General features: G+C 71.6%; 20 protein-coding genes. 8 read left to right on the forward strand and 12 right to left on the reverse strand.

Annotation, left to right across the window (positions count from 1 at the left end):
• Positions 1 to 15 precede the first annotated feature (15 nt).
• The gene (locus WMF17_RS18080) at positions 16 to 195 is read left to right on the forward strand and encodes a hypothetical protein (protein WP_437650577.1); all 180 of its coding nucleotides are present in this window, start codon (positions 16 to 18) and stop codon (positions 193 to 195) included.
• Positions 196 to 523: 328 nt separating this feature from the next.
• Here the strand turns inward: WMF17_RS18080 and WMF17_RS18085 are convergent, their stop codons facing one another.
• Complete coding sequence (locus tag WMF17_RS18085) at positions 524 to 1843, reverse strand: hypothetical protein (RefSeq protein ID WP_437650578.1); 1320 nt, start codon at positions 1841 to 1843, stop codon at positions 524 to 526.
• Between the two features lie 161 nt (positions 1844 to 2004).
• Between WMF17_RS18085 and WMF17_RS18090 the strand changes: the two genes are divergently transcribed.
• Positions 2005 to 2964 carry a PPC domain-containing protein gene (locus WMF17_RS18090; RefSeq protein ID WP_437650579.1) on the forward strand — a complete coding sequence of 320 codons (960 nt, stop codon included), beginning with the start codon at positions 2005 to 2007 and terminating at the stop codon, positions 2962 to 2964.
• Positions 2965 to 2994: 30 nt separating this feature from the next.
• Entirely contained in the window at positions 2995 to 3879 is an 885-nt protein-coding gene (locus WMF17_RS18095; RefSeq protein WP_437650580.1) for a M23 family metallopeptidase, read from the forward strand.
• On the opposite strand, the gene WMF17_RS18100 is transcribed toward WMF17_RS18095, so the two are convergent.
• The 3 genes from WMF17_RS18100 to WMF17_RS18110 form a co-directional block, all read right to left on the reverse strand.
• Positions 3872 to 5104, reverse strand: coding sequence for an MFS transporter (locus WMF17_RS18100; protein WP_437650581.1), 1233 nt, complete (start codon positions 5102 to 5104; stop codon positions 3872 to 3874). The two genes, WMF17_RS18095 and WMF17_RS18100, sit on opposite strands and share 8 nt — an antisense overlap.
• 364 nt (positions 5105 to 5468) lie before the next feature.
• Positions 5469 to 6716 (reverse strand): hypothetical protein, encoded by a 1248-nt coding sequence (locus WMF17_RS18105; RefSeq protein ID WP_437650582.1) that lies wholly within the window; start codon positions 6714 to 6716, stop codon positions 5469 to 5471.
• A gap of 17 nt (positions 6717 to 6733) precedes the next feature.
• Positions 6734 to 7201, reverse strand: coding sequence for a hypothetical protein (locus tag WMF17_RS18110; protein ID WP_437650583.1), 468 nt, complete (start codon positions 7199 to 7201; stop codon positions 6734 to 6736).
• 255 nt (positions 7202 to 7456) lie between these two features.
• Between WMF17_RS18110 and WMF17_RS18115 the strand changes: the two genes are divergently transcribed.
• From WMF17_RS18115 to WMF17_RS18125, 3 genes are all read left to right on the forward strand, one after another.
• Complete coding sequence (locus tag WMF17_RS18115) at positions 7457 to 8206, forward strand: RNA polymerase sigma factor (protein ID WP_437650584.1); 750 nt, start codon at positions 7457 to 7459, stop codon at positions 8204 to 8206.
• Positions 8203 to 10641: a protein kinase domain-containing protein gene (locus WMF17_RS18120; protein ID WP_437650585.1), complete on the forward strand. Its 2439-nt coding sequence runs from the start codon at positions 8203 to 8205 to the stop codon at positions 10639 to 10641. The genes WMF17_RS18115 and WMF17_RS18120 overlap by 4 nt, the downstream gene beginning before the upstream one ends.
• A gap of 590 nt (positions 10642 to 11231) precedes the next feature.
• Entirely contained in the window at positions 11232 to 12728 is a 1497-nt protein-coding gene (locus tag WMF17_RS18125; RefSeq protein ID WP_437650586.1) for a glycoside hydrolase family 44 protein, read from the forward strand.
• 96 nt (positions 12729 to 12824) lie between these two features.
• On the opposite strand, the gene WMF17_RS18130 is transcribed toward WMF17_RS18125, so the two are convergent.
• The 6 genes from WMF17_RS18130 to WMF17_RS18155 all read right to left on the reverse strand — a co-directional run bounded on the left by WMF17_RS18130 (position 12825) and on the right by WMF17_RS18155 (position 21735).
• Positions 12825 to 13532: a glutathione S-transferase N-terminal domain-containing protein gene (locus WMF17_RS18130; protein ID WP_437604270.1), complete on the reverse strand. Its 708-nt coding sequence runs from the start codon at positions 13530 to 13532 to the stop codon at positions 12825 to 12827.
• 170 nt (positions 13533 to 13702) lie between these two features.
• Entirely contained in the window at positions 13703 to 15709 is a 2007-nt protein-coding gene (locus tag WMF17_RS18135; RefSeq protein WP_437651358.1) for a sodium-translocating pyrophosphatase, read from the reverse strand.
• 314 nt (positions 15710 to 16023) lie between these two features.
• The gene (locus WMF17_RS18140; RefSeq protein ID WP_437650587.1) at positions 16024 to 17187 is read right to left on the reverse strand and encodes a pyridoxal phosphate-dependent aminotransferase; all 1164 of its coding nucleotides are present in this window, start codon (positions 17185 to 17187) and stop codon (positions 16024 to 16026) included.
• A 205-nt stretch (positions 17188 to 17392) separates the two neighbouring features.
• The gene (locus tag WMF17_RS18145; protein ID WP_437650588.1) at positions 17393 to 18529 is read right to left on the reverse strand and encodes an endo-1,4-beta-xylanase; all 1137 of its coding nucleotides are present in this window, start codon (positions 18527 to 18529) and stop codon (positions 17393 to 17395) included.
• A gap of 344 nt (positions 18530 to 18873) precedes the next feature.
• Positions 18874 to 19704, reverse strand: coding sequence for a class I SAM-dependent methyltransferase (locus WMF17_RS18150; RefSeq protein WP_437650589.1), 831 nt, complete (start codon positions 19702 to 19704; stop codon positions 18874 to 18876).
• Positions 19705 to 19806: 102 nt separating this feature from the next.
• Positions 19807 to 21735, reverse strand: a complete 1929-nt coding sequence (locus WMF17_RS18155; protein ID WP_437650590.1) for an SIR2 family protein — start codon at positions 21733 to 21735, stop codon at positions 19807 to 19809.
• A gap of 270 nt (positions 21736 to 22005) precedes the next feature.
• Between WMF17_RS18155 and WMF17_RS18160 the strand changes: the two genes are divergently transcribed.
• Both WMF17_RS18160 and WMF17_RS18165 read left to right on the forward strand, forming a co-directional pair.
• Complete coding sequence (locus tag WMF17_RS18160; RefSeq protein WP_437650591.1) at positions 22006 to 22905, forward strand: DNA-formamidopyrimidine glycosylase family protein; 900 nt, start codon at positions 22006 to 22008, stop codon at positions 22903 to 22905.
• Positions 22906 to 23320: 415 nt separating this feature from the next.
• Complete coding sequence (locus WMF17_RS18165; protein ID WP_437650592.1) at positions 23321 to 23788, forward strand: hypothetical protein; 468 nt, start codon at positions 23321 to 23323, stop codon at positions 23786 to 23788.
• Positions 23789 to 23959: 171 nt separating this feature from the next.
• Here the strand turns inward: WMF17_RS18165 and WMF17_RS18170 are convergent, their stop codons facing one another.
• Together WMF17_RS18170 and WMF17_RS18175 are read right to left on the reverse strand one after the other, a co-directional pair.
• Positions 23960 to 25060 (reverse strand): AI-2E family transporter, encoded by a 1101-nt coding sequence (locus WMF17_RS18170; protein ID WP_437650593.1) that lies wholly within the window; start codon positions 25058 to 25060, stop codon positions 23960 to 23962.
• Between the two features lie 438 nt (positions 25061 to 25498).
• Positions 25499 to 26029, reverse strand: a complete 531-nt coding sequence (locus tag WMF17_RS18175) for a pyridoxamine 5'-phosphate oxidase family protein (RefSeq protein WP_437650594.1) — start codon at positions 26027 to 26029, stop codon at positions 25499 to 25501.
• Positions 26030 to 26191: the final 162 nt, after the last annotated feature.

Consider the following 26191-nt stretch of genomic DNA (forward strand, 5'->3'; position numbering starts at 1 on the left):
TCGCCTCGGGCAGCGGTGGTCGCCTCGCTCGCCAGCCCCCCGAGCCGCGCCCTCGCGCTCGGGGATGAGGGGCACCCCGGGTCGACCTCGGCCATGGGCTGCGCCGGCTTCGGAGCAGGGAGCTTGCTCGCGGTGCTCGTCGCGCTGGCAGCCAGCGCGATCGCGGCTGCGCCGCTCCGGTGGCGGCCCGCCTAGCAGTACTGCGCGACGGCGGGTTGCAACTTGTCCTTCGGGCAGTCACCGGAGGGGCTGCCGCAGCGACGGAGAGAGGACATCGCGAGGGTAGGAGCTGCGGTGCGGGAAGCGGTCAAACAGACTCGAAATCGGGCGTCGCAATGCGCTTCAGGTGAACGTCGAGCTCCGCACCATCTTCCGGACCTACTGCTGGAAGTCGCGCTCGCGCAGCGTCTCGACGTCGGTCTCTATGCCAGTGATCGCGCGGACCGCTTCGCGAAACAGCTGGGTCTCGGGGTAGACAGGCATGGACCCATGTGTATCGCGCCGTGCGGGCCGCGACCACCGTTCACACGCCGCGCGGGCGCCGTGGACCAGCCTTGCCCATCGCGTCGATGAGGCGCTGGACCTCGGCCGCGGCCGGGACGTCGCCGGCCTTGAGATAGAGCGTGTGCGCGGACTTGAGATCATGGATCGGGAGGGTGGCGCCGGTGGGATCGGCTTGCTCGATGAGCGCGCGGACGTGGCGGAAATACGCCTGGTCGTAGGTGGCCTCGATGCGGGCGACGAGCGCCTCCGCCTCCCTGAGGTAGCGCCGCGCCTCCGCGACGTCGCCCATCTCCAGCGACCAGTGCGCGCCCGCCACCTCGGCCAGCGCCGAGTCGCTCCCCACGCCGAACTGCGCGCAGACACGCCTGCACATCTCGACGAGCTCGAGCGGCTCCCTGTCCATCGCGCGCCCCTCGCGGACGAGCGCCGCCCGGTGGCAGAGGGCCACGTTGTACAGGGTCGCCTGCAGCCGGGCGTGATCTCCCGTGATCGCGAATAGCGCCGCGGCGCGCACGTGATGGGCCTTGCCGGCGGCGAGATCGCCCGCGCGGCGCGCGAGCACGCCCATCGCGTTGAGCACCGCGCCGAGCGAGCCGATGTCGCCGTGCAGCTCGAGCTCCGCGGCCAGCCTGCTCAGCGCGGACAGGGTCGCGGACGGGTCCTGGTACCGATAACGGAGCGCGAGAAACGTCCGCAGGCGCACGCCGACCGCCCTGCTTGGCGCGTCGGTGCGCTTCAGGTACTTCTCGCAGAGCCGGCTCAGCGCCTCGTCGTCGTCGTCCTCGTGCAGGTGCGTCGCGCGGCCCTTCACCAGGGTCGACCACCCCTCCAGCGCCGGCTCGACCGCGCCGAGGTCGGGCGACAGCGACGCGGCGAGCGCGAGCGCCGTCTCGGCGTCGCCGCGATGGATGGCGACTGTCGCGTCGACCAGGGCGCCTAGGTCGCGCACCCACCCGCGCGCCTCGTCCGCGCCCGCCGCGCCCGCCGATCTCGCCCGGAGCCAGTCGCCGACCACCGAGCGGCTGGGCCGGAGCCGCAGCGCGCGCGGCGCGAGCGCCAGCCTCCAGGCGCGCGTCCGACCCCGGTGCTCGACGACGTCGCCGAGCCCCCGCTCCGCGAGCTGCGCCAGGTGGCGCGCGATCTCCTTGCCGACGCTCGCGACCGTCTTGTGCCGCCACGGGCCTGCGCGCGCGACCGCCTCCGCGCTGACGTACGCGGGCGTGTCACCCTCCGCGGCGCGCGAGAGCGCCAGCATCGCATAGAAATCGACCCACTGCCCGGTCAGCGTCGTGTCGCCGAGCGCGACCCGCTCCGCCTTCACATCGATCCGAAGCTCCATGTGCGCAGGGTAACAACGCCGGGGCCTGTGAAGCGTTGTGAACTCGCGAGGTGCCTAGAGTCAGTCCTGCCGGCGCCGGGCAGGGTGAACGGAGCGGCCACTCGCGCCGCAAGCGCTCCCTCTGTCCGGGTCGAATCAACATCAGGAAAGGGCATGAGATCATGGATGCCAGGAGCGTGGGTTGCGCTGTGTGGCTCGCGGTCGCCGTCGTGACACTGCCGTCAGGCTGCGTCGCGCCGACAGAGCCACTCGCGGAGGACGGCTGGAGCGAGGGAGACGCCATCGGGGCCGCCTCGCTCGCGATCACGACGCAGGAGGAGGCGGAGCCGAACGACGCGCCGGGCGACCCCGGTGTGCGAGGCATGGTGATGGGAGACGACAACCGCGGGCGGTTCGGGCCCGGCGACGCCGCGGATTACTGGAAGTTCGAGCTGTCCGCGCGCATGTACGTCAACCTGTTCCTCGGGGATATCCCGGCCGGCAGCGACTACGACGTGGCCCTCTACCGGAGCCCCGATCTCGCGAATCCGGTCTGGAGAGGCCAGCAGAGCGGCAATGAGGTCGAGATCGCCATGCCGCTCGATCTGGAGGCGGGCCTCTATCACGTCAAGGTCTACCCTCGCGCCTCCCCGCGCGGCGACGTGACGTACCGGCTCCGTTACGCGTCGACCGCCGTCTCCCGCGGCTGGAAATGGGTCGAGGCGCGCGTGCCCTACTGCGGCGGTCCGAACGGCGGCCGCGATATCCTGTGCGGCGGGACGTGTAATCGCACGGGCGACGCCCAGGACCCGGCGTGGGACGCCTATCGCTCGGACTGCTCCGGCTTCGTCTCCTGGGCGTGGGGCCTCCCCGCGCCGGGGATCACCACCCGCAACATCCCGGACGTGGCCGCGCCCATTCCCAGCGAGCACCTCGCGCCCGGCGACGCGCTGCTCGGTCCAGGCCATGTCGTGCTGTTCGCCGCCTGGATCGACAGGAGCGCCCTGCGGGCGTTGATCCTGGAAGAGCCCGACTGCAGCGGGGTCGCGAGGGATCTCGCCGTGACGCTCGCGCCTTCCGACCAGCCGACCGTGAGCCTCTTCGGCACCACGTACACCGCGTACCGGTATCGCATGCCCTGATCGACCAATCCCTCATCTCGGAGATACATCATGACAACGTTCAAGCAGCTCTTCACGAACTCGATGGTCTGCGGGGCGGCGGCCGCGCTCGCGTGCGCCGCCGGCTGCGTGGCGGCGGATCCCGCGGGCGGCCACGAACACGAGCACGGCGGCGCCGAGGAGGAGACGATCGCGTCGGCGGCGGATGCGCTCACCGAGCGCGAGCTGAGCGTCCTCGTGCTCGGCGGCGACTTCCGGGTCACGAACGGTTACCGCCCGGCCGACGGCCACGCCGGGATCGACTTCGGCGGCACCGGCGACGGGGTGACGGCGGTGCGGTCGCCCGTGGAGGGGACCGTCCTCGCGAAGACCGGCGAATGCGGGAAAGTCGCCGTCTTCGATGGCAACCACACCGTCATCATGGCGCACATGATCGAGCTCACGGGGCTCGTGCCCGGCGACCGGGTGGAGGTCGGGACGTACCTCGGCAAGGCGAGCCGCACGGTGGGCGGCGGCTGCACCGCGACCGGCGCGCACCTGCACATGGAGATCCGCACCGGGAGGAACACGTCCATGGCCGCCCCGGCGCGCGACAATACAGCGACCACGCTCGACCCGCTGACATACTCCTACGGACCGTTCGCGCCGGTCGCGCTGCTCGCACCGGCTGACGGGGCGGAGGCGCCGAGCGCGGTAACGTTCCGCTGGGAGCCCCGCCAGGGGGCCACGGCGTACCGGCTCCAGGCGAGCACGGTGAACAGCTTCGACGGGGAGACCTGCCTCGGCGGGTGCGAGTACGACGACCGTACCGAGGGCACGTCGCTCACCCGCTCGCTGACGCCGGGGCGGACCTATTTCTGGCGGGTCCGGGCGGGCAACGCGGCGACGGCCCAGGGGGGCCGCTGGAGCCCCGTGCGCTCGGTGCGCGTCAGGTAGCGGTCTCCGGCCGTGTGAAGAGCGCCCGCGGCAGCAACGGGACGAGGAGCAGCGCGACCGCACTCGCCGCCGCGCTGACGACGATGAGCTCGAAGATCGAGAGCTGAAACCAGCTCTCGATCCGCGTGCCGATGACCTCCGAGAGCGCGCCGCTGAGCAAGCTCGCGCCGAGGAGCAGGGAGTAGCCGACCGCCTCGAAGCCGCGCGGCGCGGCGCGGATGGTGAGCTCCTGCACGGCGAGCAGCCCGAGCCCGCCGAGGAAGCCGTCGGCCGCCTCGGTGAGGATGGCCGCCGGCAGCGACCGATAACCCAGCCAGACGAGCGTGCTCGCGGTGAACAGGGCGACGCCGGCGGCGAGGCGGCGAGGGCTGAAGCGGCCGCCGTACCGCGCGTAGACCGCGGCGGCCAGGAGCCCGAACACCCCGTTCACGGACCTGAGGATACCGATGGTGCCAGTATCCAGGCCGAGCGTGTTGGTCTGGTGATAGAAGATCAGATTCCAGTAGCCTGGCGCCGCGAAAAAGAAGACGAGGAACGCGGCGGCGCCGAGGAAGGGCGCCGACCACAGCCGGCGCGCGCTCTCCAGGAGAGGCTCGCGCGGCGCCGCCGCGACGGGCTCGTCGACGAGCAGCCAGGCCGAGAGCGCCACCGCCATCGCGAGCAGGGCGCCCAGCGCGCACGTGAAGCCGAAGGCAACCGTGGCCAGGTAGCCGCCAACGGTCCCCGCGGCGACCTGGGCGGTGTACTTCATCGAGACGCGCAGGGCGCTGAGGTGGCTCGTCGCGCCGCCCTTCGCCTTCTCGTCGGCGATGAGCCCCGCGACGGCTGCGCCGGCGAAGACGACCGCCGCGTTGAGCGCCGTGATACATACGAGGAGCGGACCATACGCGCGGGGCGCAGCGGCGGTCAGGAGCCAGAGCAGCGCGGCGGCGAGCGAGCTGAGGAGGAGGTAGCTCCGCCGCCGGCTCCCGAAGAGCGGCAGCCTGTCGTTCAGCAGGACGGCGAGCGGTATCATGTAGGCCATGAGCCCGGCGACCGCGAAGAAGTCGGCCATCGCCGCCGGCGAGTGCCCGAAATCGTCCTTGATGAGCCGCTGGAGCGGCAGCTTGGCGAGCTTCTCGATGTCGCAGAACGCGGTCACGAAGACGCCCACCGCGATGGCGAGAGCGCGCCTTCGCGCGATGGGCAGGGGTGCCTCGACGTACTGCTGTGCGGCGCCGTTCATGGGAACGGAGGATACGCGAACGCGCCGCCCCAGGTGGTGGTTTGCTGCGCGGGGAGGCGGAGATCGTGCGGCGATACGGCTCCTTCCAGGACGGAGTACAAGGCATCTCCGCGAGCGTCCGTTCACATCGTACCGAGCGGGCGCAAGAGCTGCCTCGCCGCGTCGCTGCATCGCTTCGCTGCGCTTCTTCGCGACACGATCCGCGCGCTCCTGCCTGGAGGGGGGCGAGCGTCGATCGAGAAGCTCGCGCAGCTTTAGGAGCCGTTCGGCGATGAAATCGAGCGCCGTGTCCCACCGCGGGGTTCGACGGAATGTGCGTCAGGTAAATCGGCAGCGGCGCTCGGAATTGGCCCAGCTCTCGACGTCAGTTCCAGCGGTAGGCCACGCCGAGCGGCAGGGACGCCGCCACGCCGTCCTCGCCGATGAGGAACAGCGGCGTGGCCTGCAAAAAGAGCGAGCCCGCCGGGCTGTCCATGAGCTTCATCCCGAGCTCGGCGCCAAGGCCCAGAGAAAATCCGAGAGGCAAATCGGTCTCGACCGCGCCTCCATCGCCGTAACCGGTGCTGGACCCAGCCGGTAGATACCCGCCCTGCTCGTAGACCTCCGCGGTATGCGTCGCCGTGCCGAAGAGCAGTGTCGCGCCCACCCTGAAGCGCTCACCGAGCAGGTACGACGCCGAGGGGCCGAGCGCGAAGAGAATGCCCTCGCTCGAGTGAAGGCCGATCTGGGCGCGAAGGCCGAGATCGAGGCGCTCCATCGCCGTGTATCCGACGAACCCCGTCGCCCCTGCGAGGAAGCTATCGGTCTCGGCATGGAAGGAGCATGCCCCGTCCATGGTGATGCAGCCCTCGTTCTTGCCTGCTTTCAGCCAGAGATAGCCGACGAGCACGCCCGCCTCATAGACGAAGCGGCCCGCTGCCCCCGGCGCGGCGGCGCGCGCGCTCCTCTCCTCGCGCGGCGCCGCGGGCCGCTGCTCCGGCCTCGACACGGCCGCGGGGGCATGGACCGGCTCCGCCGGCGCGGCCGCCGGGACGGCGACGTCCGCGCGCTCCGACTCCCTCAGCGTCACCGTCGTCTGCCAGAACACCTCGCCGCGGCGCGCCGCGGCCACGACGTGCTCGCCCGGATCCACCGGCAGCTCCTTGTCCCACGCGACCGGATCGAGCGCCGCGCCGTCGAGCAGGATCGCCAGCGGATCCGCGCCGGCGTCGCCCACCGAAACGCGCACCCTGAGCCAGGGCACGCGCGGCGCGATCGCCTCGATCCGGCTCCTGGCGAACGCCTCCCGCGCCGCGTCGCCCTCGGTGCGCGCCGTGGTCGACGCTTCCTGGAAGCCGACCCAGGCCGTGGCCACGTCGCCGAGCCGCTCATGGCAGAAGGCCACATTGAGCTTCGTTCCCAGGCTCGGCTCCAGCCGCTGGCTCTCCTCGAGCCTGGGGCAGGCCTCGGCGAAGCGCTGTTCGACAAGGAGCGCGCGGCCCTCCCGGAACAGCCTCTCGGCGGCGCTCTCCTCGGCGGCGACCTGCCGGCCCCAGAGCAGCGCCGAGGCGCCGAGGAGCGCAGCCGAGAGGGGCGCCCAGAGCGTGCTGCGAAACGGACGGAGCGGGTTCACGTTGTCCTCGGGGGGCGCTAGCGGTCGGAGGTGGGCGGAGCATCGCTCGGGTCCGGGAGGCCGCTCTGCGGGCACCCGCCCTCGGCCGGAATGCCCAGCACCCTGAAGGTAACCTGCTCCCCATTCAAGTCGACAACAAACGAGTCCTGGCCGCCGGACTCCCCGAACGCGCTGTCGTAGGTTCGCTCCGCGAGGACGGGCCACCTCGCCTCCTCGTCGACCGCAGTCGCGTCGGACACCCGCACATGGTAGACCTGCTCGTCGGAGTCCGACTCGAACTCGAACTTGTAATGGGGCCGCGGCGGCTGCTGTGCGTCGTCGAAGACGGTGAGACTGCCGATGGTCTCGGTCTCCCCTGCAAGAGAGCAGTGAGATGCCGAAAACTCGGGATCGTACGCCTGGACGTCGATCCCGAATGCCATCCTTTTTTCTTCTTCACACGCGGTGAGCAGCAGGGCGAGCGCCAGGAGAGATGCCTTTTTCATGTTCTGTTCTCCTCTTCTTCACGGATTCACGGAAGGTTGGGTCCAGCGTCGAGCGCCCGCGAGGCCGTGCCACGGCGTGGCCGCGACGAGCGCCCCGCAGCGCGGAGCGCAGAGCAGCGCCGGAGCTCGGAGCGCCGGCAGGCCCGTGATGCGCCCTGCGCCGGCGGCCCGCCGGAGCTCCCGTCCGGGGTCGGCCTGTGGTAGCTTCGCGTCGTCGATGATCCTATTCCGCGCGCCCCCCACGTTCCTTTAGACATGGACGACGATTTCTCGCGCGGGGCCCCGCGGGGCAGGTTTCCGACGACCCACAGGTCGGCCGTCGTCGCGGTGGGCAGCGACGACCCGGCGGAGCGGGCGCGCTCGTTCGAGATCCTCGTGCGCGCCTACTGGAAGCCGGTGTACAAGCACCTCCGCGTCCGCTGGCGCATCGAGGGAGAGCACGCCGCCGATCTGACGCAGGGCTTCTTCGCTCGCGCGTTCGAGCAGCGCACGTTCTCCGCGTACGACCCTGCGCGCGCGCTGTTCCGCACCTATCTGAAGATGTGCCTCGACCGCTACGTCATGAAGGAGGCCGAGAGCAGCGGCCGCCAGAAGCGCGGCGGACATGCCGTGACGCTCAGCCTCGACTTCCCCTCTGCCGAGCGGGAGATCGGTGCGCTCGCCGTGCCAGCACCGGAATCGCTCGACACGTACTTCGACCGGGAGTGGACGCGTCACCTGGTCGGCATGGCGGTCGATGCCCTCCGCGAGCGCTGCGAGCGCGGCGGCAAGGAGCTCACCTTCCGCGTCTTCGAGCGCTACGTGCTCCACGACGGTCCCGAGGACCGTCCCACCTATGCAGAGCTCGCCACGGAGCTCGGGATCAAGGTCACCGACGTGACCAACTACCTCGCCTCCGCGCGGCGCGAGTTCCGCGGTCTGCTCCTCGAGACGCTGCGGGAGATCACCGGCTCCGAGGCCGAGTTCGAGGCGGAGTCCCGCGCCTTGCTCGGGGGCGCCCGGTGACCTTCGTCGACGACGCGGGGGTCGGACGCCTCGTCTCGCTCGCGGCCGAGCCCGAGGTCGTCGCGGGCAGGTTCGAGCTCGACACGCTGCTCGGCGAGGGCGGCATGGGCGTCGTCTTCGCGGCCTGGGACCGCGAGGGGCACCGCAGCGTGGCGCTCAAGCTCCTGCGCGACGTCGACGAGGCGACGAGCGCGCGCTTCGACCGGGAGGCCGAGGCGCTCGCGGCGCTCTCCCACCCGGGGATCGTCGGCTACGTCGCCCACGGCAGCACCGCGCTGGGTGAGCGGTACCTCGCGATGGAGCGCCTCGTCGGCGTGACGCTCGCGGAGCGGCTCGCCGAGGGCCCGCTCGGCGTCCGCGACGCGGCGCGCGTCGGGCACGGCGTCGCCGCGGCCCTCGCCGCCGCGCACGAGAAGGGCCTCGTCCACCGCGACATCAAGCCGAGCAACCTCTTCCTGCAGGACGGCGCCGCCGATCGGGTCAAGCTCCTCGATTTCGGGCTCGCGCGCGGGAAGGAAAGCGCGCCCGCGGTCACGGGCCCCGGGGCGCTCGTCGGCACGCCGAGCTACATGGCGCCCGAGCAGGTGCGCGGCGCGGCGACCCCCGACGCGCGCACCGACCTGTTCGCGCTCGGCGCGGTGCTCTTCGAGTGCCTGACCGGTCGGGCGCCGTTCACGGGCGCGGACACCGAGGCGGTGCTGGTCAAGATCCTCGTCGAGCGCCCGCTCGCGGTCCGGGCGCTCTGTCCGCTCGCCCCGCCGGCGCTCGAGGCGCTCATCGCGCGGATGCTCTCCAAGGCCCCCGAGGGCCGCCCGGCGAGCGCCGCCGAGGTCGCGCGCGCGCTCGCCGCCCTCCTCGCCGACGAGGGCCTCGACGCCGCGCCGGCCGCCGGCGATCCGGCGCAGCCCGCGGCGCCGGGGACGCTGATCGCCGGCAAGTACCGGGTGATCCGGACGCTGGGCAGCGGCGGGATGGGCGTCGTGCTGCTCGCGTGGCACGAGCCGCTCGACCGGAACGTGGCGCTCAAGCTCCTGCGCGGCAGGAAGAGCGGCGGGGACGTGGCGCGCTTCCTCCGCGAGGCGCGGGCGGCGTCGCGGCTCGAGAGCGAGCACGTCACGCGGGTGATGGACGTCGGCACGCTCGACGACGACACGCCGTTCATCGTGATGGAGTTCCTGAGCGGCAAGGACATCGGGCAGGTCCTGCACGACAGGAAGCGGCTGCCGGTCGGGGTGGCCGTGGACTATGTGCTCCAGGCGGGGGAGGCGATCGCCGAGGCGCACGCGCTCGGCATCGTCCACCGGGATCTGAAGCCTTCGAACCTGTTCCTCACCACCCGGAGGGACGGCTCGCCGCTCGTCAAGGTGCTCGATTTCGGCATCTCGAAGATGTCGCGCGCGAGCGACGCTGCGCGCTCGGAGACGCTCGCCGTCGACGCGAGCATCACGGCGCCGGACGCGGTCATGGGCTCTCCGCTCTACATGTCGCCCGAGCAGCTCGAGAGCACGAAGCGCGTCGACGCCCGCGCGGACATCTGGTCGCTCGGCGTCGTGCTGCAGGAGCTCCTCACCGGCCGTCCGCCGTTCGAGGCGGACAGCTTCATGGCCATGGGCGCGAAGATCGCCGCCGGCGCTCCCGCGAGGCTCCGCGACGGCTGCCCCGAGGCGCCGGAGGGCCTCGCGGCGGTGGTGCTCCGCTGCCTGGAGAAGGATCCGGCGCGGCGCTTTCAGAGCATCGCCGAGCTCGCGCAGGCGCTCGGGCCGCACGCGCCGGAGGGGTCTCGGCTCTCGGTGGAGCGCATCACCCGCGTCGCCGGCGCCGGCGCCGCGGTCGCTGACGAGCCGGCCGCGCGCCCGGAGGACGTCGCCGTGGACCGGGCGATCTCCGCGCGCACCTGGGATGCGCCGGCCGCTCCCCGGGGGCGGCGCGGCGCGCTCGTCCTGGGCGTGGGCGCGGCGCTCGCGCTCGGCGCCGTGCTGCTCGCCGCGCAGCGCGCGCCGGGGGTCGCGGACGGCACGCCCGCGGCGTCTGCCTCCGTCGCTCCGACGGCGCCGTCGGCCGAGGTGACGCCTAGCGCGAGCCAGGCCCTCCAGGGCAGCGCAGCTGCGGCTGCAGCCGCGCCCTCGCCGCCCGCGGCGACGACGAACGCGGCGTCGCCGACTCCGGACGCCGAGGCCTCGGCGGACGCGCCGCCTTCGCGGGGCGCCGGGCCCTCGAACGGCGCGCCGCCTTCGCAGCGCGCAGGGCCGGTGGCCGGGGCGCCATCGCCGAGCCCGCCAGCGCGCCCGCCGTCCAGCGCCCGCGCCCGGCCCGCCGCGCCGCCGGCCCAGCACAGCCCCCCTGCGGCGCCCGCTGTCGAGCGCTCACGCCCTGCCGCCGAGCCGCCCCCCGGCGACGTCGTGGACCCGATGGATCCGGCGCTGATCCGCCGATAGCTCGCTTCGAGGCCAGATGCTCTTTTCTCCTGGCTGCGCGCGAAAGGGGGGAGAGGACCAGCCGTTCCACACGACGCCGACCACCGGTGGATCGAGCAGAAAATGATGGTTGGCAGGAGATCATTGTAATGAGTGCTTATATATCGGGTGCGTTCGCCTCCGAGCGCGAGGCCTTGTCACTTTTCGGTCGGGGAGGGCGCTCGCGAGCCCATGGCATGAGATGCCCCGGCCTGGTCGCGACCGCCGGCTGTGGCGAGCGCACGCCAGGAGGAGCGGCGACGCCGCCGAACAGGGGGCACCATCGCCCCGCGCCCTCTCGACGCGCTCCGCTCCTCCGCGCTCTGCTTGCCCTCGTCGCGTCTGCGGCCTTCCTTGGCTGCGGCGATGATGGTGCCAGTTCCTCGAACGGCAGCGGAGGCGCCGGCGCTGCTGGCGGCGGTGCCGGCGGTGCCGGCGCTGCTGGCGGCGGTGCCGGCGCTTCGGGCGGCGGCACCGGCACGGCCAGCAGCGGCCAGGGCGGGTCGGGCGGCCATCCTCCCGCGGGCCTCGTCGAGCCCGGCGATCCCGGGCCGGGCGATGTCGCCTTCACGGTGCGCGCCGATCAGGGGGTGCGCCCCATCAGCCCGCTCATTTACGGGGTCAACTGGGCGGAGGACCTGGACGGCGAGCAGCGCGGCACGACCGTCGTGCGCATGGGCGGTAACCGCATGACCGCGTACAACTGGGAGAACAACGCCTCCAACGCAGGCTCGGACTACATGCATCAGAACGATGCCCACCTCGTCGGGAACAGCCAGCGCGGCGATGTGCCTGGCGAGGCGGTGCGCGTGCTGGCCGAGGACGCGCTGGCGCACGGCGCCGCCTTCATCGCGACCGTCCCTGTCTGCGGTCATGTAGCGGCCGACAAGGACGGCGGCGGCGACGTCAACCAGACCCCGGACTACCTCGAGACCCGCTTTCATCCCACGATCGCGCGCAAGGGCGCTCCCTTCTCCTCGTCGCCCGATCTCGACGACAACGCCGTGTACCAGGACGAGTTCGTCGCCTGGATGAAGCAGGCCTTCCCCGACGCCTTCCAGGGCGAGGTCGCGAGCGTCCTGTTCTCGCTCGACAACGAGCCCGACCTCTGGAACCACACCCACGAGCGCATCCACCCGGAGCCGGTGACCTATGCCGAGCTCGTCGACAAGAACATCGAGTTTGCGTCCGCGATCAAGGACGTCGCGCCGAACGCGCTCGTCACCGGCTTCGTCTCGTATGGATACTCCGGCTATGTCAGCTTGCAGGGCGCGCCCGACGCGGACGGCAACTTCATCGAGCATTACCTCGACGCCATGAAGGCCGCCGAGGCGAGCGAGGGGCGCCGGCTTGTCGACGTGCTCGACCTGCACTGGTACACCGAGATCTACGCGAACGGCGAGCGCATCACGGGCGAGGATGCCTCCCCGGCGTCCGTCGAGGCCCGCGTCCAGGCGCCGCGCTCGCTCTGGGATCCCACCTTCGTGGAGGACAGCTGGATCGCGAACGACGTCGTGAACGGCCCGATCCTGCTCATCCCGTGGCTCCGCGGCCTGATCGACGCCCATTACCCGGGCACCGCCCTCGGCTTCACCGAGTACAATTTCGGGGGCGGCAACCACATCTCCGGCGCGATCGCCCAGGCCGACGCCCTCGGCGTCTTCGGCCGAGAGGGCGTGCTCGTCGCGACGATCTGGGACCCCGGCGACGAGGTCGCCATGCTCCGGGCCGGCGTGCGCGCCTTCACGAGCTACGACGGGCAAGGCGGGCGCTTCGGCGACACGTCCATCCACGCCGAGACGAGCGACGTCGCCAGGGCCACCGTGTACGCGAGCATCGACGAGGCCGATCCGAGCCGCATGGTCCTCGTCGCCATCAACAAGACAACGGCCCCGCTCACGGCCGCGGTGACCCTCGCCGCCTACGGGAGCTACACGGCCGTCGACGTGTGGCAGCTGACGGGCGACGAGGCGGAGCTCGTGCCTGCGGATCCGGTCGCCCCGGGCGCCACGAACGCCTTCACGTACGCGATGCCGGCCCACAGCGTCTCGGTGCTGGCGCCCCGGTAGCAGCTCGTCGCTTCGGTCCGTCGCGAGGGGTTGCCGCGCTGCCCGGCCCGGGGCCCACGGACGTACCCGGCCCCGGCGCCTCCCCCAGGCTGGCGGTCAGGCGTTGCTCGCCGGAATGTCCAGCCCGCGCACAACCGCCGGCCGCGCGACGAAGGCGTCGAGCACGCGCTTCACCTCCTTGAAGTCGTCGAACCCCACCAGCTCGCCCGCGCCGTAGAAGCCCACGAGGCTGCGCACCCACGGAAAGATCGCGATGTCGGCAATGGTGTAGTCATCGCCCATCATCCACGCGCGGCCGCGCAGGTGGCCGTCGAGGACGCCCAGCAGCCGCTTCGATTCCGCCACATAACGGTCGCGCGGCCGCTTGTCCTCGTAGTCCTTGCCGGCGAACTTGTGGAAGAAGCCGAGCTGGCCGAACATGGGGCCGATGCCGCCCATCTGGAACATCACCCACTGGATCGTCTCGTAGCGGCGCGCCGCCTCCTGCGGCAGCAGCCGCCCGCTCTTTTCCGCCAGGTACAGCAGGATCGCGCCGGACTCGAACAGCGCGAGCGGCTTGCCGCCCGGGCCCTGCGGGTCGAGGATCGCCGGGATCTTGTTGTTCGGGTTGAGCGAGAGGAACTCGGGCGAGAGCTGGTCGTTTGTGTCGAAGGCGACACGGTGCGCCTCGTAGGGCAGGCCCATCTCCTCGAGCGCGATCGACACCTTCACGCCGTTGGGCGTGGGCAGCGAGTAGAGCTGGATGCGGTCGGGATGCAGCGCGGGCCACTTGCGCGCGACGGGGAAAGAAGACAGATCGGTCATGCGGTCTCTCCTGCTGTTGGAACCGCGAGTGTAAACCACCCCGGGAAGCGCGGGGCGGGGACGCAAGGCGTTCTCACTCCCGGGGGAGCAGGGAATCCAGAGGTTTTGGAGAAAATCGAGAACGCGGCCGGCAGGGGCCGCGTTCTCGGTCGTCGCGACGACGCGCTCGCTCAGGCGATGAGCGGGGCGATGAGGAGCGACACGACGCCCATCACCTTGATGAGGATCGAGATGCCGGGGCCCGACGTGTCCTTGAAGGGATCGCCGACGGTGTCGCCGACGACGGCGGCCTTGTGGGCGTCGGAGCCCTTCGCGTGGCCGTCGAGGCCGCCCTTCTCGATGTGCTTCTTGGCGTTGTCCCAGGCGCCGCCGCCGTTCGCCATCATCAGCGAGAGCACCGCGCCGACGACGAGCGCGCCGGCCAGCGTGCCCGCGAGGACCTCGGGGCCGGCCACGAAGCCGACGACGACCGGCGCGAGCACCGCGATGGCGCCGGGCGCGATCATCTCGCGGATGGCGGCCGTCGTGGCGATGTCGACGATGACCTTCGGCTGCGGCTCGACGCCCGGCTTGCCCTCGAGCAGGCCCGGGATCTCGCGGAACTGACGGCGGATCTCCTCGACGATCGCGCCGGCCGCGCGGCCGACGGCGGTCATCGTGAGCGAGCCGACGAGGCAGGGGAGGAGGGCGCCGAAGAGGAGCCCCATGAGGACCTTCGCGTCGGTCAGGTAGAGAACGAGCTCCGGAAGGCCCTTCGCGCGGCGGACCGCGTCGACCTCCATGTTGAAGGCGGCGAACAGCGCGACGACGGTGAGCACCGCCGAGCCGATCGCGAAGCCCTTGCCGACGGCCGCGGTGGTGTTGCCGACCGCGTCGAGCTCGTCGGTGATCGCGCGGACCTCCTTGCCGAGGCCGGCCATCTCGGAGATGCCGCCGCCGTTGTCGGCGATCGGGCCGTACGCGTCGACGGTCATGACGATCGCGGTGCCCGCGAGCATGCCGACCGCGGCGAGCGCGATGCCGTAGAGGCCGAGGTAGTGGTTCGAGATCCAGCCCACGGCGCAGAGGGTCGCGAGGGGGATGGCGACGCTCTCGAGGCCGACCGCGATGCCGCGGATGACGTTGGTGCCGGGGCCGGTGAGCGAGCTCTGGGCCACCTTGTGGATGGGGCCCATCGACGTGTAGTAGTCGGTCACGAGGCCGACGATGCCGCCGCCCGCCGCGCCGGCCGCGAGGGTGATGACGGCGCCGGAGCTGTAGCCGAGATCCGGGAGGATGACGGCCGCCGCGAGCACGACGAGGAACGGCGGGACGATGAGCGCGAGGCGCAGCACCCGGGCCGGCGGCATGTTCTTGAGCGCGCGCGTGATGAAGATGCCGACGACCGAGACCGCGAGGCCGATCGTCGCGAGGAGCAGCGGCAGCGACACGGCCATCGCGCGGAGCTCCTGCTCGCTCGCCGACGGAGCGAGCTGCTGCAGCCTGGCGATCGGCAGCGTGAGGCCGAGCGCGATCGCGGCGACGACCGCGGCCACGTAGCTCTCGTAGATGTCGGCGCCCATGCCCGCGATGTCGCCGACGTTGTCGCCGACGTTGTCGGCGATGACGCCCGGGTTGCGGGGGTCGTCCTCGGGGATGTTCGCCTCGACCTTGCCGACGATGTCGGCGCCGACGTCGGCGGCCTTCGTGTAGATGCCGCCGCCGATGCGGGCGAACAGCGCGATCGAGCTCGCCCCGACGGCGAACGAGTGGACGACCGTCGCGAGGTGCTCGTCGTTGCGGAACAGGGCGTAGATGCCGCCCAGCCCGATGAGGCCGAGCCCCGCGACGCAGAGGCCCATGACGGCGCCGCCGTCGAGCGCGGTGACGAGCGCGGTGGGCTTGCCGTGCGCGCGAGCGGCCTCGGCCGTGCGCACGTTGGCGTAGGTCGCGGCCTTCATGCCGAAGAAGCCGGCGATGAGCGACAGGAACGCGCCGGCAGCGAAGGCGCCCGCGGCGAGGAGCCCGAGCGTGGCGGCCAGGAGCGCGAAGACGACGGCCACGTAGACGGCGAGCACCTTGTACTCGCGCGCGAGGAAGGCCATCGCCCCCTCGCGGATGTAGCGCGCGATGCGCGCCATCGTCTCGTTGCCTTCAGGGGCCTTCTTGACACGCACGTAGAAGGTGCGTGCGACCATGAGCGCGACGGCGCCCGTCACGAGCGACTGATAAGACAATGCATCCACGGGTGATGGTCCTCTCGCTCGCCCCCGGCCGGAGCGAGCGCCGGCTCACTTGTCCGTCCATGACGGCGAATCAAGTCGGAAATCGCGGCGCCGCGGTTCTCTGGGCCGTCCTGGGCGAAATCTGGAGCTGGCGTCAGGGGAACATGGCGTCCGCAACGTCGGTCCTGCTGGGTCCCGCGCGTGCCGACCGTGACCGTGGCATTGAAATGTTACAGGCAGGGACGACGTGAGCGACGCGTACCGGCTCGATGGTCACCGCGCGTCGGTCACCGCGCGCGCTGCCAGGTGACGATCCGCGTCACCGCCTCGTCGACCTGCTCGACCGGGGCCGCGAAGGACAGCCGGACGTGCCGCGCGCCGCGTTCGCCGTCGAAGTCGGTGCCCGGCGTGAGCGCGACGCCCGTGTCGGCGAGCAGCCGCTCGCACCACGTGACAGAGTCGTCCGTACCGACGTCGGCATACAGGTAGAAGGCGCCGTCGGGCGGGGCGACCTCCCAGCCGAGCTCGGGCAGCCGCCGCAGCAGCAGGTCGCGCGCGGCCGCGTAGCCCTCCACCAGCCGGTCCGCCTCGGCGTACGCCTCCGGGGTCAGGGCCGCGAGCGCCGCGTGCTGCGCCAGGGCGGGCGGGCACAGCGCGAGGTTCCCCGCCAGCGCGTCGACCGGCGGGACGAGCTCCGGCGGCAGCACGAGCCACCCCAGGCGCCAGCCCGTCATGGCCCAGTACTTCGAGAAGCTCGAGACGACGACGGCGCCCGCGTCGCCGTAGCGCGCCGCCGTCGCCTGGCGCCCGGCCCACGCGCCGTACGTGAGGCCGTGATAGATCTCGTCGCTCACCAGCCGGACGTCATGCCCCGCGCACCAGCGCGCGATCGCCTCGAGCTCCGCGGCGTCGACCATCGTGCCCGTCGGGTTCGCCGGGCTCGCCAGGACCAGGCCGTCGAGCTTTCCGCCGTCGTAGGCGGCCATGAGCTGCGACGTGGTCGGCTGGAAGCGGCTCCCCGGGCCGCACGGCAGCTCGACCACCTCCACCCCGAGGGAGCGAAGGATGTTCCGGTACGCCGGGTAGCCCGGGCGAGCGAGCGCCACGCGGTCACCCGGCTCGAACGCCGCGAGGAACGCGAGCAGGAACCCGCCCGACGACCCGGTGGTGAGGGCGACGCGCGACGGGTCGAGGTCCACGTCGTACCAGCGGCCGTAGTGCTCCGCGAGCGCAAGCCGCAGCGCCGGGATGCCCAGCGCCTCGGTGTACCCGAGGTCGCCGTCGGCGAGGAGCGCGGCCGCCCGCGCGCGCACGACGGCGGGCGCCCCTGAACCCGGCTGGCCCGCGCACAGGCTGATGACCGGCTCGCCCGCCGCGCGCCGCGCGTTGGCGGCGGCGAGCACCTCCATGACCGCGAAGGGCGGCACCTGCGAGCGGCGGCTGCTCCTCACCCGGCCATCCTCCCGCCACGCATCAGGTCGAGCCCATGAGGGTGATTGCGGAGAAGCCCTGGGAAGTTCGCATCGAATCTTGTGGTGATGAGGTGAACGCCATCATCCTGAACGGCTCATCGGCCATTTGCAACACCGAAGCTTTGTTGTCGGCAGAGGAAGCTCGACGCCGGTCGCCGCGCCGTCCGGGCCGCGGGGCGAGGGATCACCCGTCGCGATCGAGGAAGTCCATCAGCCAGGCCATGGCCGGCCGCAGGGTGCCGTCCGGGTGCAGGAGGCCCGTGTTGTCCAGCCAGGTGGAGCCGACGACGTAGCCCCACAGGGTGATGCCTTTGACGGCGCTGTGGTCGTAGAACATCGTGAACTGCTCCTCCATCACCTGGCGCTGCGCGTCGTCGTCCGAGAGGCCGATGTCGTACTCGGTGATGTACACGGGCAGGCCCGTCGCGGCGAGCCCGTCGATGTAGCCCTTCACGGTGCTGGTCTCGAACTTGTACGCGTTGTGGGCCTCTGCGCCGAGGGCGTCGATGGGAGCGCCTGCGTCCAGCAGCGTCTTCACGAGCTCGACGAAGCGCTCGTGCTCGCTCTCGTACTCGATGTTGTTGTAGTCATTGAGGATCAAGGTCGAGCCCGGGCAGAGCTCGCGAGCCCACTTGAAGGAGTTGACGATCCAGTCATGGCCGCTCTCGCCGTCGCCCCCGATGGCGTTCTTGAAGACAGGCGTGGTGTGGGGCGGCGGCTCGTTCACGACGATGATGTACTCCGTGTCGGGGTACCGCTCGCAGAACGCCTGCATCCAGTCCCGCACGGCCTGCCGCTGCTCCTCCGCGGTGAGCCTCCCGAGCCAGCTTGGCGGCGTGGCACCCCACACGAAGTTGTACTGCGTGAAGGGGATGTCGTTGTCCTGCGCGTACCTGTAGACCGCGTCGAGCCTGCTCCAGTCGCGAACGCCGCGGGACCTCTCGATGGATGTCCACCTGCCCTCGAGCTCGGGCGTGATCTGGTCCCAGTACTGGATGAAGTCGTCGCGCACGGCGCCGTTCGTCGTGATGTTGCCGACGAACTTGCGGGGGCTCGAGCCGCCCGAACCCCCCGACCCGTCGCCGGAGCCGCCCGCACCGGAGCCCAGCGTACCCGTGCTGTCCGTGCCGGCTCCGCCTGCGCCGGTTGCGCCGGCGCTGCCGCCATGGCCCCCCGCTCCCGTCGCGCCGCCCGCGCTCGACGAGCCGCCCGGGCCAGCGTCCGCCGTGTCCACCCTGCCAGAGCAGCCGGAGAGGGCCGCGATCCCGAGCGCGATCGAGACCGTGCCGTACAGCCATCGAGAAGAAGGGTCCTTGTTCATGCCAACCCCCGCAAGCAGGAAGATCTTGAGCTGTGACTCTTGGAGCGGGAAAGCCGTGTGGCATCCGCGCGGGCCGGAGAGCACGCGCCCGGCGTCACGTCGCGCGTCGGGTGGCGCGCTCTCCCTCAGGGAGGAGGCGGGGTGCAGAGGAAGCACCCGCCGCACTCGTGGTGCGGGGTCTTGGTGCCCCACGCGATCGGGTAGCAGGGCCGAACCGACGCATGAAAGCTCCTCGAGCGAAGGAGGCCTGTTCCGGCCTCCGGTTCTCTGCGGGACACCTTAAACCGATTGTCCGGCCAGAGCAAGCGCTCCGGCCGGAGCGCCCTGTGCGGCTATCTGCCAATTCAACCCTTGACGGCCTGCAAGGTGTAACTCGCCGCCAGCCGCTCCGGCTTTTCGCGGAGCCGCCACTCGCCGCGCCCGTCGTCCACCATGGCCGCTCCGAGCGGATTCCAGGGGACTGAATCGTGCTCGGTGAGCTCGGTCAGCCTCAAGTTCGCCGCGAAGAGCGCGGAGATGATCTCGCCGAGGCCGTGATTGAAAGCGATGGTGTCGGGCGCGGCGAGCTCTCCCTCGTGGGACACGTAGGTCTGCTTCTCGTGGAACAGCGTGCCGCCCTCGACCTCGAAGTAAGGATACTCCACGACCAGGAGGCCGTCCGGGCGCGGATCGGCGAGCGACCACAGCATCGGATGTCCCTCGCGCATGAACAGGCGCCCCCCCGGCTTCAGCAGCGCCGCCACCGTGGTGGCCCAGCGCTGGATGCTGTCAAGCCAGCACAGCGCGCCGACGCCCGTGTACACAACGTCGAAGCGCTCGGCCCCCAGCGCCGCGACCGCGTCGTAAACATTGCTGCACACGTACTCGATCTCGGCGCCGCAACCCGCGGCCAGCCGCCGCGCCACGGCCAGCGCCGGCTCGGAGAAATCGAGGCCGGTCGTACGCGCTCCGAGGCGAGCGAGCGACAGCGTGTCCGTGCCGATGTGGCACTGCAAATGGACGACGTCGAGGCCGCGCACGTCGCCGAGCCGGGCGCGATCGAAGTCGACAACACCGGAGAGATGCCGCGGGTCCTCGAGGAACCTGTGAAGCTCATAGCCTTTCTCGTGAAACGGAACACGACTGTTCCAGTTCGCGAGGTTGATCGCCACGTAGTCGCGTTCGTGAGAGCTCATGGCGCAAGTATGCCATGGATCGCTCCACGCGGCGCAGCGCGGTCTCGAGGTGCTCGCCCCGCAGGCTGCGGAGCGAAGACGGCTCCCTCGAGCCGTGGGCGTCTAGCGCCGGGGCGAGAGGACGACGATCGACGTCGGCGTCACCAGCAGGTCGTCCGCGCTCGACGGGTCGACCTTGCTCGGCCGGGGGAGGATCTCGGCATTCCATCGCGCCGGGGGGAGCCCGCAGAGCGCCTTGATGTCGCCCACGCGCGTCGGGCCGCGGGCGGTCACCGCGAAGATCTCCGAGCTGCCGCTCGCGTCCCGGATGTCGACCCAGATCTTCATCATGGTGGACGACAGCATCTGCGCGACAGGAACCTTGCCGGCGACCACGGGGAACCAGACCGCCGACGAGAGCACATGGAGCTCGACGAGCTCGATGCCTGTTCCGGGATGCTCGGCAAAGAACCTGCGGAAGCCGGCGAGCGTCTGGACGAACGGGTGGAGCGGGTGCCACAGGCGGTGCTTCCCCGAGGCCACCGGGCCGATATGCACGTGGCGGAACCCCGCCGCGTCCGCGGCGCGCAAGGTCTCGCAGACGGCATCCGCGATGACGCCGAGATCCCGGCTGTCCTCCGGATCCTCGCTACCTCGGTCTCGAGGCACATCCAGCCTCCGGTCGCGGGCGGCGACGCCGAAGATGGGCGCGCCATCGAACCGGTAAGCGGTGGACGGCGCAGCGTCGAGCGGGCGCCAGCGTTCGGGCGCCGTGTCCGCGACGAGCCCTGCTTCATGCGCCTTGACGAGAAAGCCGTTCGCCTGGGTCCCCGGGATGGCGCGGTTGTCCGAGGGCGTCCGGCCGACGCTGACGAGCACGCACTCGCGGCCGTCCCCGGCGGCGGGCACGGGGAGCGGCGCGTACCGGAGACGGAGCTTCCTCGCCCCGCCGGAGGGGTGCTTCGAGCCATCGGAGAGGCTGAACCCCAGCTCGTCCGGCATCCATGCGACCGGCGGCCGCTCGGCGCCTGACGGCGCAGGCGCCCGGCGCTCCCAGACGGCATCGGTCAGCCGGCCGATCAGCTCCGTCAGCTCCGCGTAGTGCCCGTAGAACACAGGGGCGATGCCCAGCCGCGTCTGCAGGAAGCGGACGTCGAGGGTGTCCCGCTTCTCGCTGGAGAACAGCGCGAAGTGCGGGTGAGGCCCGGGCCCGTGGTGGTGGGCGATCTCTCCGAAGAGGTTGATGAGGTAGTCCTCCAGGATGCCCGAGCCGAGGAACAGCAGCGAGCGCCGGGAGAGCACCTCGGCGAACGCGCGCCGGAAGTGCGGCTGCGCGTTGACGGCGTGCTGGTACTGCTTGTAGCCCGCCACCACCTGGCCCGCGAGCTCGGCGCGGCGCCGCTCGTCGAGGACGAGCTCCTCGACAAGCGCATCGAGCCGCGCGGCCTGCCCGCCCAGAAAGCCCTGCAGCGCCCACAGGAGGGGCCGCGTCGGCGACTCCAGGGAGCGAACGACCTTGTGGCAGTCCTCGATGCTCCGCCCGAGCACCTCGGGGACGTCGGTCTCGTCCCGCTTCGCCTCCCGGGAGGGCTTGCCCGTGCGGCTCACGCCGGCCATCTCGCCGGCGCGCGACTGCCGCATCCGGCTCACGACGTAGAGATCATCGTAGTTGGTGGTCAGCACGAGCGGCCAGTAGCAGCGCGCGAGCGCCGCCGTCTGCGCCGGCACGTCGCACTCGCCCGCGGCCCTGCCGCCCTCGTTGAGGGCCCTGCGGTACGCCTCCGCGCGCGCCTCCACGCCCAGCGCGGCCAGCCCGAGCACCGCCTTGTCGGCGAGGCGGTAGAGCTCCGAGGGGTCCAGCCGGTCCTCGGGCCTCGCCCGCCGGAGAGGCTCGGGGACGTCCACCCCGGCCTCGCCGGCGAGCCTCACCAGCAGATCCAGCCAGCCTGCGCAGGCGGGTCTGCTCATCCCCGAGCCGATGAACGGCGCCAGCACGCCCCGCCGGTACGCGCTGGCGAGGTAGGGCAGGATGTCGTCGAATCCGAGCTCCATCAGGTCCTCCGCCGCCCCCCGGCCGCCTTCGACGCGGCCTTCGTTCCGGCCATGAAAACCGACGGCGCGCCGATCTGCAAACCCCTCGATCGCGCCGCGTCGCGCGAGCGCCGGGGTGCGCGGCGAGCTCGGCCCCTGTCTCCGGCGCGGCGACATCGAGCCACGCGCCCACAGCGCGAAGGCGCGTCCGGCGGTGGAACACCTGACCTTCTCCGCGCTCGTGCCCCTTGCGATCCGGCCGGTCTGCACAAGAGCCTCCGGGAGCCGCTCATGCCTGAAGGCGACACCCTCTTCCGGATCGCCGCTGCCCTGGGCCCCGTGCTGGAGGGCGCGCGCGTCATCGCCCTGGAGCTGCCCCGGAGCGACCGGCGGTGCGACCAGCTCGTCGGCCGCCGGGTCGAGCGCGTGGAGGCGCGCGGCAAGAACCTCTTGATCTTCTTCGACGACGGCACCGTCCTCCACACGCACCTGCGCATGAGCGGCGCCTGGCACCTCTACCGCGCGGGGGAGCGCTGGAGGCGGTCCGAGGCGACGGCCTCGGCCATCCTCGCGGTCCCGGGCTACGTCGCCGTCTGCTTCCGTGCGCCGATCGTGCGCCTGCTCCGCGCGAGCGCCGTGCGCGGCGACCGTCTGCTCGGCGGCCTCGGCCCGGACCTGCTCGGCGACGGCTTCGACGCCGCGGAGGCGCTCCGCCGCCTCCGCGCGCTCGACGACGTGCCCCTCGGGGTCGCGATCATGGACCAGCGCGTCGTCGCCGGCATCGGCAACGTCTACAAGAGCGAGCTCCTCTTCCGGAGGCGGCTCGACCCGTTCGCCCCGGTCCGGGCGTACTCGGACGAGGAGCTCTCCGCGATGCTCGACCTCGGCCGCCGCCTCCTGCAGGCCAACGTCGAGCCGCGGGACGCCTCCGGCGCGTACCGCGGCCCCACCGCGCACTACCTCCACACGCGCACGACGCGCACCGGCTTCGATCGCGGCAGGCGGCCTGTCGGCGTCTACGGCCGCGAGGGGCGCGCCTGTTACGACTGCGGCGCCGCGGTCCAGATGCGCCGGCAGGGCACCATGATGCGATCGACGTACTTCTGTCCCCGTTGTCAGCCGACCCGCGCCGCGGCAGAGCCTGCGGACGGATCTGCGCCGCCGGCCGGATCTGCGCCTCCCGCGCCGTGACCTCCGCCGCCGGAGGACAGCGCCTGCGCTCCCGGGGAGCACACAGCGCGCCTTGTTTACCGGCAGACCTTTCCGGCGGATCGATCGTACGATCGGCCTCATGTGCACAACCCGCTTCTCCCTGCTCCTTCTCCTCGTGTTTGCCCCTGCATGCAGCCATCCCCTGGATGAGCCCATCTCTCCGGATGCCGAGGGCGAGAGGGCCTCTCCCTCCGGCGGCGCGTCTATCTCTCCGTCCACTGCGCCCCCCACTGCGCCCCCGGCGGCGCCTGCTGATGGGGCCGCCGAGATTGACGCCCGTTTCGCCCCGCTCGTCGCGTCGGCCTTTCGCGACTACAAGGCCTGGGGCCGCGTCGACGACGAGCTCCGCTGGGCGCCCTGGCTCTGCCGCCTACCGCTGCCCGGCCGTGCCCGCATGAGCGCCGCCGAGGACGGCGGCCACGCCCGCAAGCTCTACTCGGTGTTCGCCAGGCACCGCGATCGCTATCCACTGGTGCAGGACGATGCGCCCGTATCCCAGCCGGTCGGGCAGGTGCTCGTCAAGGAGAGCTACCACCCCGAGCTCGTCGAGGAGGGGGCTCCCGAGCTCCCGTCGCATCCGCCCTCGGCGCCGGACGGCGCCTCCGGCACACCGGATCATTTCGATCCTTACGTGCGCGACGGCGATCGCGTCTACCGCGCGTCGCGCTTCGCCGGCGCCTACGTGGTGCTCAAGGTCGCGCCGGACACGCCCGGCACCGACGCCGGCTGGGTCTATGGCACGGTCACGCCCGATGGCGAGGTGACCTCCGCCGGCCAGGTCGCGTCGTGCATGGGATGTCATGTGAGCGCCCGCCACGAGCGCGTCTTCGGGATCGCGCCGGCGCCGTCCGCGGCGCCCTGACGGGCTCGGGGGCGGCGCTGCCAGCTCGCGACGCTCGCGATCCATCAGCGCAACTACGCGGAGGCGCGAGAGCGGATGCGCGAGGCGCTGAAGCTCAGCGAGGAGATGGGAAATGCAAGGTATCGTTCGGTGGCCGCGGACGCGCCACGGTAGGCCGCCGGCAGAACCTCGCTACCCCGATCTCCGCGCCCCCGCGACGCTCGGCCGCAGCAGCGATGGCGGCGGCTCCTCGCTCGCCTGCGCCGCCTCGCGCTCATGCTCCTCGGGCGCCGGCTCCATGATGCGCGCGATCCACGACAGTCCCTCCACGTTCTCCAGCGTGATCTTCGCGACCATCATGATCGGGACCGACAGCAGCGCCCCCGACGGCCCCCAGAGCCAGCCCCAGAAGAGCATCCCGAGGAGGACGGCGAGCGGGGACAGCCCCAGCGTCCGCCCGAGGACCCGCGGCTCCAGGACGTTGCCCACCAGCAGGTTGATCAGGAGGTATCCGATCGCCACGATCGCCGCGGTGCCGGGTCCCTGGCTCGCCAGCGCGGCGAGCACGGCCGGGATCGTCGCGACCGCCGCGCCGATGTTGGGGATGAAGTGCAGGACGAACAGGCTCGACGCCAGGAGGAGCGCCAGATCCACGTCCAGCAGGACCAGCATCACGTAGGCGAGCACGGCGACGAGCAGGCTCGTCATCGTCTTCACGACAAGGTACTTCTTGACCTCTCGCACGATGCGCTCGACGTGCTCGAGCCCGCGCCCCGGGTCCGTGATGATCGCCCGGACCTTCGCGCCGGCCCCCGCGAACTCGCAGAGGGCGAAGAAGACGACGAGGAGCACCACCCCCAGGTTCGACGCCGCGCTGGCGACCGTCACCGCGGCCCCGCCGAGCAGCGGCACAAGGGACGCCGTGTGCAGCGTGCGCGACAGGAACTCCGGGTTCACCGGCAGCCCGCGCTCGGTGAGCGTCGCCGCGAGCGCCACGGTCATGCTGGAGACGCGGGCCAGGTAGGCCGGCACCTTCTCCTCCAGCTCCACCCCGGCGATGGTGACCACCGCCCCCACGAAGGCCAGGATCGCGAGGTCGACGACGAGCGCGGCCAGCGCCCCGAGGGCCGGGGGGAGCCCCCGCCGGGTGACCCAGCTCGCGATCGGCGAGGAGATGGCCGCGAGCGCGATCCCGAAGAGCACCGGCACGAGGAACGGCTCCGCGTAGCGCAACCCCACGATGACAACGACCGTCGCCGCCGCGACCATGATCATCTGAGCTCGACGAGACATCGTGAAGATCCCCATGCCTGACCTCGTTGCTGCCGGGTTCCCGCGTCACGTCCATCCCAGAGGAGGAAGCACGGCGTAACGTGATTCCACGAATAGCAAGGGGTGCGCCACGCTCCATCCCGCTGGATCCGCGGCGCGCGGCGCGTGTTGCCGCCCGGCATCGGCGGTATTCGCGAGCTCGCCGCGCTGCGCGAGGCGCTCGGTCATCGTGGGGGAGCATGGATGTGGGGCCAGCGTGCGCGCAGCGGTGCGATCTGCGACGCGCTGGCCTGGACGCTGAAGGGAAGGGGACAGACTCAGGAGCACCGCAAAGGGCGGTGGGGCGCGATGTCGCATGCGGCGCCGCGCCACGTCGGCCGCGCGGGCTGCGTCGGCCCGCATGGACCGCATCGGCGCGATGCGCCGCGCCGATCTGGCGCCGCGCCCCGGCGGAGATCGCTACCGCGCTGACACCCGGCCATCGCCGGTTGGCCCGCCGTTCAGCGGCACCGCGGCGTGCTGGGCGGCGTCGGTCTTCGGGGTCGTCCCGGTGACGTAGGCCTTGACCGCCTCGACAAGGAACCTGAGCCCGGCGGCGCCCTGGTCGTCCCAGTACTCGCCCTCGCGCGGGCTCACGTGGATGAGCGCGAGGTGGGGATCGTCCTTGCCCTTCGGGAAGAAGACCTTCGCCTCTTCCGACCACAGCTCCTCGATCTTCGCCCGGCTCCGCACGATCGTGGCGCGCCCCGAGAGCGACAGGAAGCGGTGCTCCTCCTGGAGGGTGACGTTCACCTCCGGGTGCGACGCGATCTCGTCGACCTTGCCCGAGTCGAGGCTCGTCATGAACCAGATGTCCCCGGTGCCGTCGTCGACCTTTGTGAGCGCCATCGGACGCGCCCGCAGCTCCCCGTGGCTCGCCTGCGTGACGAGCATGGCATTCCGGAACTTCTCGAGGATCTCCAGCAGCTTTTCTCGTGACCCGGTTTCCATGGTGTCCTCCGTTGAGTCCCGGCGGCAGTTGCGAGATCCGGACCATGCCGGCTCACGCGCGAGATCGCGAGAGGAGCGGCTCTGCCGTGCCGCACCGGGCGTGCGTTCGAGGCATTCCGCCACAGCCTCCGGCGCGGATCCTCGCGCGTGCGAGCCGCCGGC

The organism is Sorangium sp. So ce362 (assembly GCF_051519845.1).
GTDB lineage: Bacteria > Myxococcota_A > Polyangia > Polyangiales > Polyangiaceae > Sorangium.

What these genes read in the sequence shown, in the direction of transcription:
- WMF17_RS18170 (WP_437650593.1), bottom strand. Translation starts at nt 25,060, where the DNA reads ATGTCTCGTCGAGCTCAGATGATCATGGTCGCGGCGGCGACGGTCGTT.
- WMF17_RS18095 (WP_437650580.1), top strand. Translation starts at nt 2,995, where the DNA reads ATGACAACGTTCAAGCAGCTCTTCACGAACTCGATGGTCTGCGGGGCG.
- WMF17_RS18115 (WP_437650584.1), top strand. Translation starts at nt 7,457, where the DNA reads ATGGACGACGATTTCTCGCGCGGGGCCCCGCGGGGCAGGTTTCCGACG.
- WMF17_RS18150 (WP_437650589.1), bottom strand. Translation starts at nt 19,704, where the DNA reads ATGAGCTCTCACGAACGCGACTACGTGGCGATCAACCTCGCGAACTGG.
- WMF17_RS18155 (WP_437650590.1), bottom strand. Translation starts at nt 21,735, where the DNA reads ATGGAGCTCGGATTCGACGACATCCTGCCCTACCTCGCCAGCGCGTAC.
- WMF17_RS18100 (WP_437650581.1), bottom strand. Translation starts at nt 5,104, where the DNA reads ATGAACGGCGCCGCACAGCAGTACGTCGAGGCACCCCTGCCCATCGCG.
- WMF17_RS18110 (WP_437650583.1), bottom strand. Translation starts at nt 7,201, where the DNA reads ATGAAAAAGGCATCTCTCCTGGCGCTCGCCCTGCTGCTCACCGCGTGT.
- WMF17_RS18160 (WP_437650591.1), top strand. Translation starts at nt 22,006, where the DNA reads ATGCCTGAAGGCGACACCCTCTTCCGGATCGCCGCTGCCCTGGGCCCC.
- WMF17_RS18145 (WP_437650588.1), bottom strand. Translation starts at nt 18,529, where the DNA reads ATGAACAAGGACCCTTCTTCTCGATGGCTGTACGGCACGGTCTCGATC.
- WMF17_RS18165 (WP_437650592.1), top strand. Translation starts at nt 23,321, where the DNA reads ATGAGCGCCGCCGAGGACGGCGGCCACGCCCGCAAGCTCTACTCGGTG.
- WMF17_RS18085 (WP_437650578.1), bottom strand. Translation starts at nt 1,843, where the DNA reads ATGGAGCTTCGGATCGATGTGAAGGCGGAGCGGGTCGCGCTCGGCGAC.
- WMF17_RS18135 (WP_437651358.1), bottom strand. Translation starts at nt 15,709, where the DNA reads ATGGTCGCACGCACCTTCTACGTGCGTGTCAAGAAGGCCCCTGAAGGC.
- WMF17_RS18130 (WP_437604270.1), bottom strand. Translation starts at nt 13,532, where the DNA reads ATGACCGATCTGTCTTCTTTCCCCGTCGCGCGCAAGTGGCCCGCGCTG.
- WMF17_RS18090 (WP_437650579.1), top strand. Translation starts at nt 2,005, where the DNA reads ATGGATGCCAGGAGCGTGGGTTGCGCTGTGTGGCTCGCGGTCGCCGTC.
- WMF17_RS18175 (WP_437650594.1), bottom strand. Translation starts at nt 26,029, where the DNA reads ATGGAAACCGGGTCACGAGAAAAGCTGCTGGAGATCCTCGAGAAGTTC.